Source organism: Micromonospora sp. 4G55 (assembly GCF_016803375.1).
Map to the genome: position 1 here is coordinate 1 of NZ_JAEVHN010000261.1, position 8,119 is coordinate 8,119.

6 protein-coding genes and 2 pseudogenes are annotated in these 8,119 nt (G+C 74.5%); 3 read left to right on the top strand and 5 right to left on the bottom strand.

Annotated elements, in window-relative coordinates; translation table 11 throughout:
• Nucleotides 1-798 (bottom strand): transcriptional regulator (locus JNW89_RS20465; protein WP_238450119.1); only part of this gene is annotated, 798 nt, incomplete at its 3' end.
• A gap of 213 nt (nt 799-1,011) precedes the next feature.
• Nucleotides 1,012-2,052 carry a DUF4185 domain-containing protein gene (locus JNW89_RS20470; protein ID WP_238450120.1) on the bottom strand — a complete coding sequence of 347 codons (1,041 nt, stop codon included), beginning with the start codon at nt 2,050-2,052 and terminating at the stop codon, nt 1,012-1,014.
• 39 nt (nt 2,053-2,091) lie between these two features.
• Here JNW89_RS20470 and JNW89_RS20475 point away from each other — a divergent pair.
• Nucleotides 2,092-2,696 (top strand): annotated as a pseudogene (locus JNW89_RS20475) (NUDIX hydrolase).
• 21 nt (nt 2,697-2,717) lie between these two features.
• Here the strand turns inward: JNW89_RS20475 and JNW89_RS20480 are convergent.
• Together JNW89_RS20480 and JNW89_RS20485 are read right to left on the bottom strand one after the other, a co-directional pair.
• On the bottom strand, nt 2,718-3,809 hold the full coding sequence (locus JNW89_RS20480; RefSeq protein WP_238450121.1) for a mannose-1-phosphate guanylyltransferase: 1,092 nt from the start codon (nt 3,807-3,809) through the stop codon (nt 2,718-2,720).
• A 63-nt stretch (nt 3,810-3,872) separates the two neighbouring features.
• Complete coding sequence (locus tag JNW89_RS20485) at nt 3,873-5,018, bottom strand: glycosyltransferase family 1 protein (protein WP_238450122.1); 1,146 nt, start codon at nt 5,016-5,018, stop codon at nt 3,873-3,875.
• A gap of 151 nt (nt 5,019-5,169) precedes the next feature.
• Between JNW89_RS20485 and JNW89_RS20490 the strand changes: the two genes are divergently transcribed.
• Complete coding sequence (locus JNW89_RS20490; protein ID WP_238450123.1) at nt 5,170-5,859, top strand: TIGR03089 family protein; 690 nt, start codon at nt 5,170-5,172, stop codon at nt 5,857-5,859.
• A gap of 43 nt (nt 5,860-5,902) precedes the next feature.
• Here the strand turns inward: JNW89_RS20490 and JNW89_RS20495 are convergent, their stop codons facing one another.
• Nucleotides 5,903-7,894, bottom strand: a complete 1,992-nt coding sequence (locus tag JNW89_RS20495; protein WP_238450124.1) for an acetoacetate--CoA ligase — start codon at nt 7,892-7,894, stop codon at nt 5,903-5,905.
• A gap of 127 nt (nt 7,895-8,021) precedes the next feature.
• Here JNW89_RS20495 and JNW89_RS38905 point away from each other — a divergent pair.
• Nucleotides 8,022-8,119, top strand: a pseudogene (locus JNW89_RS38905) (class I tRNA ligase family protein); the annotation flags it as partial.

Consider the following 8,119-nt stretch of genomic DNA (forward strand, 5'->3'; position numbering starts at 1 on the left):
CAGCGCGGCGAGCGCCTCCCGCCCGGCCCCCTCGCGGGTCGGGCCGGCGCCCTCGCCGGGCGCCGGGACCAGACCGCCCAGCCGGTCCACCGGATAGACCAGCACCGGGGGCAGCGCCGGGTCGAGCAGGGCAACCGGGGTACGGGCGCAGAAGAACGAGGGCACCAGCAGCAGCCCGCGCCCGTCCAGGTGCAGCTCCCGGCTGTACGGGTAGTCGTGCACCTCCAACCGCCCGGAGTCCCAGCGCATGGTGGGGCGCAGGCTGGCCAGCAGCCCCTCCGCCCCGCCGTCGAGCAGGGCACGGGCGCGGCGGTTGCGGTCGGCCTCCACCGCCGCCTGGATCCGCCCCCAGTACGGCTCGAGCGCCACCGACCGGTACTGCGTCATCGAGTCGGTCAGCAGTTGCAGCACCTCCGGCTCGCCGCGGGCCAGCGCCGAGGCGGAGGTGGGCAGCGGGTTCTCCCCCGCCAGCACGGTCAGGTCGCGGTTCAGCAGGTCGATCGGGGTGGCCCGGACCGCGTCCAGCCCCGCCTCGAACCCCGCCACGCTCTGGTACGGGGTGAGGAAGTCGGGGAAGTAGCCGCGCGGCGGGTTCAGCGCGAAGAGCAACCGGAGCTGGTTGGAGGTGACGTCACGGCGCAGCTCGCGGGCGACGCCCCGGCGCCAGTGCGCCATCAGCGGGTCCCGGGTGCGGCCCTGCAGCAGGTGCAGACTCAGCACCAGCTCCCAGATCGGGTCGGCCGCGGGGGCCACCCTGGTCCGGAGTATGTCCTCCTGAGAGAAGTGGATCGTCAGCATGGAAGCGCTCCTGAGGGCGGACAGGGGGATTGCCCACCGACCCTCTGCACTCTACCCGCCCGGCACTTACCTCCACTTTTAAGCGTGAGCTGAAAAACCTCGACGCCCCCGACCGCCGGTTGGCATGCTCCTACTGCCCGGGAGACACCACGAGGGTCTGCGGCCCTGGTCCGCAGAGGTGTCCCCCGGGGCGCTCCGCGCCGAACGGGCCGGTCAGCCGATCCAGAGCGCGACCCGGTGGTCCTCGTCGGTGACGTAGAAGCAGCTCCCGTCCAGCTCGGCCAGACCCTCCACGTGGTGGAACGGCGCCAGGTCGGCCACCAGCTCCCCGGCCACCAGGTGCTCCTCGGCGCCCGGCCGCCACCGGAAGCGGACGTGCCGGGAGGTCACCCCTCCCCCCGCCGGATGGTCGTCCAGCAGCACCGAGCCCTTGCCCAGCGCGTCGATCGAGCCGACCACCGCCGCGTAGCCGCCGTCGACGGTCGGGGCGATCGCGCGGAAGCCGACCAGCGCGTCCGGCGGGGTCACCCCGGTCAGCGCGTACGCCCGGCCGGCCACCGGCCAGTCGCCGTCCCCGGCGAACATCTCCGGCACCCCGGCCAGCTCGACCAGGATCGGCTCACCGGCGGCGGTCACCGGGAACCGGAGGCCGAGCAGCACGGTGCCGTCCGAGGTGAACGTGGCGGCCTCCACGTTCAGCGGCAGGTCGTCCTCGGCGAGCCGGCTCACCCAGCTCTTCGCCCGGGCGGTGCCCCGGGCCAGCGTCTCCACGATGAACCGGCGGCGGACCCGGTCACCGGGCGGCAGCGGGGTGAAGGGCGCCTTCGCCAACGCGTCGTTGACCACCCGGTGCACCCGGAACCGGTTGCGCACCACCCGCACCGGCAGGGTTCCCGCCGCCGCGTCGTCCTCGCGGAACCGGGCCACGAACGCCCGGCGCGGGCGCAGCGGGCCGGCCTTCGAGCCGAAGTGCGAGCCGAAGACGTACACCCAGCCGTCGTGGTGGGCCAGCGCCTCGCCGTCCTCGGTGCGCCCGTTCTCGACGCCGGCGTCGGCGGGCACGTGCCGGGCGATCCACTCGCCGTCGGAGCGTTCCAGCAGCAGGGCGAGGCAGCGCTCGACCGGGCCCTCGTCCAGCACCGTCCAGAACCCGCGCCGGGCGTCGTACGCGCGCAGCAGCGCCGGGGAACGGACCGGCAGCAGGTCACTGGCCTCGTTGCCGGCCACGACGAACTCGACGAGTCGCAGGGTCACCGGGCCAGGGTACGGAGCCGACGCTCGTAGAGTGTCCGGGTGCCCGACGCCTCTGCCACCACCGACCCCGCCGGCCCCCCGTCCCCGTCCGCCGGCGAGGTGGCGCTGCACGCCGACGCGGTGGCGCTGCTGACCGGGTGGACGGCGACCAGCCCCGCCGCCGCCGAGGCGCGGGACCGCACCCTGGAGCTGCTGACCGCCGGGCCGGTGGCGATGGGCCGGAGCCACGACCCGGGCACGTCACCGCCAGCGCGCTGGTGCTGGACGCCACCGGCGACCGGGTGCTGCTCTGCCTGCACGGCAAGTTCCGCCGGTGGGTGCAGCTCGGCGGGCACTGCGAGCCGGCCGACCGCACCCTCGCCGGGGCCGCGCTGCGCGAGGCCACCGAGGAGTCGGGGATCGCCGGGCTGGTCGTCGACCCGGTGCCGATCGACGTGGACATCCACCCGGTCGCCTGCCAGGGCGGCTCGCTGCACCACGACGTACGCTTCGCGGTCTTCGCGCCGCCCGGCGCGGTGGAACGGGTCAGCGACGAGTCCGAGGCGCTGGGCTGGTTCCCGCCGGACCGGCTGCCCGAGCCGCTGGCCGGCGGGACGGTCCAGCTCGTCGCGCCGGCCCTGGCCGCGCTGCGCCGCCGCGCCTGAGGCGACCGGCGGCGAGGCGGGTCAGATCAGGCCCTCCTCGCCGCGCTCCTTGAGCGCGTCGACCAGCACCTTGACGTCCTGGGCGCGGTCGCGCGGGCAGACCAGCACGGCGTCCGGGGTGTCCACCACGATCAGGTCCCGCACCCCGAGCGCGGCGACCAGCCGGCCGGACTGCGGCACCACCACCAGGTCGGCGCAGTCGTGCAGCAGCACGCCCGGCTTGGCGTCGGTGCCCAGCACCACGTTGCCGGCCGGGTCGGCGGGGAGCACGTCACCGAGGGTGTGGAAGTCGCCGACGTCGTTCCAGCCGAAGTCGCCGGGCACCGTCGCGACCCGGCCGGCGGTCGCCGCGCCCTCCATCACCGCGTAGTCGACGGAGATCTTCGGCAGCGTCGGCCAGACCGTGCCCAGGATGTCGTCCTGCTCGGGGGTGCCCCAGGCGGCGGCGATGGCGCTCACCCCGGCGTGCAGGGCCGGCTGCTGGCGGGCCAGTTCGGCGAGGAAGACGTCCACCCGCCAGACGAACATGCTGGCGTTCCAGAGGTGCCGCCCCGAGCGCAGGTACGCCTCGGCGACCGGCGCGGCCGGCTTCTCCTTGAACTCGGTGACCGGGCGCAGTGGACCGTCGCCGGTCGGCTCGCCGGTCTCCAGGTAGCCGTACCCGGTCTCGGCGCGGGTCGGGGTGATGCCCACCGTCATCAGCAGACCCCGCTCCGCGCCGCGTACCGCCGCGCGCACCGTCTCCACCCAGGCGTCGGCGTCGCGGATCAGGTGGTCGGCCGCGAAGGAGCCCATCACCGCCTCCGGGTCCCGCTGCGCGATCACCGCGGCGGCCAGCGCGATCGCCGCGCAGGAGTCCCGCGGCGAGGGCTCCACCAGGATGTTCTCCTCGGGCACCCCGGTGAGCTGCCGGGCCACCGCCGCCGCGTGCGCCGCTCCGGTGACGACCAGGATGTGCTCCGGTGTGGTCAGCGGCGCCAGCCGGTTGACGGTCGCCTGGAGCAGCGAGGCGCTGGTGCCGGTGAGCGGGTGGAGGAACTTGGGGTGCCCCGCGCGGGACAGCGGCCACAGTCTCGTGCCGCTGCCACCCGCCGGGATGACGGCGTAGAGCATTAGCACATCATGCCCGAACCGTTTCGGGGCGGACGCGGGGTCGTTCGCCGGGTCGTCGCACGCTCAGGCCCGGGCCCGGCTCCACGCCGCGATGTGCACCTCGGCGCTGGATCCCCAGGTGAACTCCTTGGCCCGGTCGAAACCGGCCTTGGCCAGGGAGAGCCGGCGCTGCTCGTCGTCGAGGAGGGCGGCCAGGTCGGTGGCGATCTGATCCGGGTCCTCGCTGGTGTAGGCGACCGCGTCGCCACCCACCTCGGGGAGGGAGAGGCGCGGGGTGGTGAGCACCGGGGCGGCGCACGCCATCGCCTCCAGGATCGGCAGCCCGAACCCCTCGCCGTACGACGGGTAGGCGGCCACCAGCGCGCCGCCGAGGAAGCCGGGCAGGTCGGCGTAGCGCAGGTAGCCCGGGCGCAGCAGGCGCAGGTGCGACGGCACCTCGGCCACCGCGCGGTCGATGTCGTCGTCGTGCCCCTGGCCGCCGGCGATCACCAGGGCCGGCGGGTTGTCCCGGTCGCCCACCGCGCGGGCCCAGCCGCGGATCAGGTTGGGGACGTTCTTGCGCGGCTCCTTGGCGCCGAGGAAGGCGACGTAGCTGCTGTTGCCCAGCCCCAGCCGGGCCCGGACCCGGGCCTTCTCCTCCTCGCTGGGCGCGTGGAAGGCCGCATGGTCGACGCCGTGGTAGGCGACGTCGATCCGGGTGGGGTCGGCGTCGAGCAGCCGGATCAGCTCGTCCCGGGTGGCCTTGCTCGGCACGATCACCCGGTCGGCCCGGCGCAGCGAGGTCTTGATCGCGCTGCGGAAGAACGTCCGCCGGGACTTGTCGTAGTGCTCCGGCTCGGTGAAGAAGGTCGCGTCGTGCACGGTCACGGTGACCGGGCAGCCGGCCCGCAGCGGGCAGGTGTAGAAGGGCGAGTGCAGCACCTCCGCGCCGACCTGCTGGGCGAGCAGCGGCAGGCCGGTCTGCTCCCAGGCGAGGCGGGCGGGCCGGTGCGCGACGGCCGCCGGGGCGGGGATGACCTCCGCGCCCGGCAGCATCCGGGTGTAGCGCTCCAGGTCGGTGCGGAGGCTGACCACGACCAGGTCCACCCCCGAACCGCACACGGTGCCGAGGGCGCCGAGGAGGCCGTCGACGTATCTACCGACGCCGCCACGGTCGGCGGGGACACTCGTGGCGTCGATGAGCACGCGGGGCGGGCGACCGGCGGTCACGGGGCGACTCCTTGCACTGGCGGGTCTGTGGGGAACAACACTCCGGGCAAGCCTACGCCGGAGCCCGGTCCGGACGCTGACTGCGACCCGACGGTACGCCGACTTGTCATCGTCATCGAGTACGGGTCTCGGCGGCGTATCGTTCGCGCCGATGGCCGAGAACATTGCCCGGGTCTTCGCCGACGCGATCGCGACCGACCCCGCCCGCCCCCTGCTGACCTGGTACGACGACGCCACCGGCGAGCGCACCGAACTGTCCGGCGCGACCCTGGCGAACTGGGTGGCCAAGACCGCCAACCTGCTCGTCGACGAGCTCGCCCTCTCCCCCGGCGACGCCGCCGCGGTGCTACTTCCGCCGCACTGGCAGACCGCCGCGGTGCTGCTGGGCTGCTGGTCGGCGGGGGTGACGGTGGCCGACACGCCGGGCAACGTGGACGTGCTCTTCGCCGCCGCCGACCGGGTCGCCGAGGCGGCCGCCTGGCCGGCCGGGGACCGGTACGCCCTCGCGCTGGCCCCGTTCGCCGCCCCGCTGCGCGAGGTGCCGGCCGGTTTCGCCGACTACGTGGTCGAGGTACGCACCCACGGCGACCACTTCACGCCGTACTCGCCGGGTGGCCCGGACGACGCGGCGCTGCTGGCCCGGGCGGCCGAGCGCGCGACGGAGCTTTGCATCGCCCCCGGCGACCGCCTCCTGGTCGACGCCGCCCGGCACCCCGACCCGGTCGACTGGCTGCTCACCCCGCTGGAGCGGGGCGCCAGCGTCGTCCTCTGCGGCAACCTCGACGCCACCCGGCTCGACGGCCGGGTGGCATCCGAGAAGGTGACCCGGATCCTCGCCTGAGCCGGGCCCCGCGCCCGCGCTGGCGGGCGCGGGGCGGGGCGGGTCAGGCGGGGGTGGGGGTGTCGTGGTCGCTGGCGCGGCGCTGCGCGAAGGTGGCGAAGGCGGTCAGCGACTCGGGGTTGGCCAGGGCGCCCTTGGCGGCGGCCGAGTCCACCGGGGTGCCGGTGAGGATCTTCTTGACCGGCACCTCCAGCTTCTTGGCCGACAGCGTGCGCGGCACGGCGCGGACCTGGTGGATCTCGTCCGGGACGTGCCGGGGCGACAGGGCGGTACGCAGCTCGCGGCAGATCTTGCGGCGCAGCGCGTCGTCCAGTTCCAGCCCCTCGGCGAGGACCACGAAGAGCAGCAGCTCGCCCGCGCCGCCCTCGTCGTCCTCCAGGTGCACGACCACCGAGTCGACGACCTCGTCCAGCCCCTCGACCACCGAGTAGAACTCGGCGGTGCCGAGCCGCACGCCGCCCCGGTTCAGGGTGGCGTCCGAGCGGCCGGTGATGACGCAGCCGCCCCGGTCGTTGATCGTGATCCAGTCGCCGTGCCGCCACACTCCGGGGTAGACCTCGAAGTACGCCTCCCGGTAGCGGCGGCCGTCGGGGTCGTTCCAGAAGCCCACCGGCATGCTCGGCATCGGCGCGGTGATCACCAGCTCGCCCAGCTCGCCGATGACCGGGGTGCCGTCGGCGGAGCGGGCCTCCACCCGCGCGCCGAGCGCCCGGCAGGTGATCTCACCGGCGTGCACCGGCAGCAGGGGCACCCCGCCGACGAACCCGGTGCAGACGTCCGTGCCGCCGGAGAGGGACTGGAGCTGGGGGCGCTCGCCGACCGTCTCGTACACCCAGGTGAAGCCCTCGGCGGGCAGCGGCGCGCCGGTCGAGCCGACCCCGCGCAGCGCGGAGAGGTCGGCGATCTCCCGGGGCACCAGGCCGGCCTTGCGGCAGGCCAGCAGGAACGGCGCCGACGTGCCGAAGTACGTCGTCCGGGTCTCCTCGGCCAGCCGCCAGAGCGCACCCAGGTCGGGGTGGCCCGGGTTGCCGTCGAAGAGCACGATCGTCGCGCCCACCGCCGGCGCGGAGACCAGGAAGTTCCACATCATCCAGCCGGTGGTGGTGAACCAGAAGAACCGGTCGGCCGGGCCCAGGTCGTGGTGCAGGGCGAGCATCTTCAGGTGCTCCAGCAGGATGCCCCCGTGCCCGTGCACGATCGGCTTGGGCAGGCCGGTGGTGCCGGAGGAGTAGAGCACGTAGAGCGGGTGGTCGAACGGCACCGGGGTGAAGGTCAGCGGCTCGTCGGTCGCGGCGGCCAGCTCGTCCCAACCGAGCGCGCCCTCGGGTGGGCCACCCGCCGGGTCGAGGTACGCGATGCCGACGGTGTGCTCCAGCGAGGGCAGGGCGGCCCGGATGGCGGCCACCTCGCCGCGCCGGTCGACCGGCTTGTCGCCGTACCGGTAGCCGTCCACGGCGACCAGCACCTTCGGCTCGATCTGCTGCCAGCGGTCGGTGACGCTGCGGGTGCCGAACTCGGGCGCGCAGGAGGAGAAGATCGCGCCGAGGCTGCTGGTGGCCAGCAGCAGCACGTACGTCTCGGGGATGTTCGGGGCGTACGCGGCCACCCGGTCCCCGGCGACCACGCCGAGCCGGCGCAGCCCGGCCGCCACCCGGCGGACCTGCTCGCGCAGTTGCGCGGCGGTCAGCGTGACCGGCGCGCGGGTCTGGCCGTGCGCGATCACCACCGGGTCGTCGTCCGAGCGGCCCGGCATCCGCAGCACGTTCTCGGCGTAGTTGAGCGTCGCTCCGGGGAACCAGCGGGTGCCCGGCATCGCCGGGTCGGTCAGGGTCGCCGTCGGCGGGGTGTGCGCGACGACCTCGAAGTGGTCCCAGACCGAGCGCCAGAACGCGGCCAGGTCGTCGACCGACCAGCGCCACAGCGCGTCGTAGTCGGCGAAGTCCAGCCCGCGGTGCTCACGCAGCCAGCGCAGGTAGTTCCCGATCCGCGACCGCTGGAGTACGTCCGCCGGCGGCGTCCACAGCACGTCACCCACTGCTCCACCCTCCCTCGGGCCCCGCACCACACTGTGAATGGGCCGTGGCGCCATCTTGCCCTACCTCGAAGCGTCATTCTCCGCACCCGGCACCGGTGAGGGGGCGTGGCCGGCCCACACGCCGGACGGCCAGATGCGCCGCCTCGGTGACGCGGTCGACTGGGACCGCGAGCGCTTCACCATGGACGAGGGCCTGTCCCGGGCCGTGCAGACCATGTTCAAGAA

Coding starts and splice junctions, on each gene's coding strand:
- JNW89_RS20480 (WP_238450121.1), bottom strand. CDS start 3,809: ATGCTCTACGCCGTCATCCCGGCGGGTGGCAGCGGCACGAGACTGTGG.
- JNW89_RS20490 (WP_238450123.1), top strand. CDS start 5,170: ATGGCCGAGAACATTGCCCGGGTCTTCGCCGACGCGATCGCGACCGAC.